This window comes from Streptomyces sp. BE20 (genome assembly GCF_036322525.1).
GTDB lineage: Bacteria > Actinomycetota > Actinomycetes > Streptomycetales > Streptomycetaceae > Kitasatospora.
Genome location: NZ_JAQYWW010001231.1, coordinates 1 through 739, shown reverse-complemented (window position 1 = coordinate 739; position 739 = coordinate 1). Strand labels below are relative to the sequence as shown.

The 739-nt window shown below is 74.6% G+C and carries 1 protein-coding gene; it reads right to left on the bottom strand.

Annotated elements, in window-relative coordinates; all coding sequences use genetic code 11:
* Positions 1–739, bottom strand: a 739-nt coding sequence (locus PUR61_RS44890; RefSeq protein ID WP_329885763.1) for an acyltransferase domain-containing protein, incomplete at both ends; no start/stop codon positions are given.

Below are 739 nucleotides of genomic sequence, written 5' to 3'. Positions count from 1 at the left end.
GTCGCGGCGCAGGGCGGCGACGGCGACCGTGTCGGGGCCGCTCTCGCGGGCGATCAGCGCGGTCAGGACGCCGTCGGGGCCGAGTTCGAGGACCCGGTCCGCGTCGAGGGCGGTGACGGCGTCGGCGAAGCGGACCGGGCGGCGGACCTGGTCGACCCAGTACTCCGGGTCCGACCACTGACCGGGCGTCACGGCCTCGCCCGTCACCGTCGAGACGGCGGGAAGCACCGGGTCGTGGAAGGCCAGACCGCTCACCACGGCCCGGAACTCCGCCAGCATCGGCTCCATCAGCCGGGAGTGGAACGCGTGACTCGTCCGCAGCCGCGACGTCTTCCAGCCCCGCTCGGCAGCGAGTCCGGCGATTCGCACGATCTCGTCCTCGGCGCCCGACACGACCACCGCGGCCGGGCCGTTGACCGCCGCGAGGTCGATGTCCGGGAACGCCCCGCACACCTCCCCCTCCGACGCCCCGACGGCCAGCATCGCGCCACCCGACGGCAGCGCCTGCATCAACCGGCCCCGCGCCGCCACCAACTTCGCCGCATCCGCCAGGGAGAGGACCCCGGCGGCGTACGCGGCCGTGATCTCACCCACCGAGTGACCCGCCACGACATCCGGCGTCACACCCCACGAACGGACCAGCGCCAGCAGCGCCACCTCCACCGCGAAGATCGCCGGCTGCGCCGAACCCGTCCGGTCCAGCGACTCCGCGTCCAGCCCGTGCAGCCTCAGCCCCAGC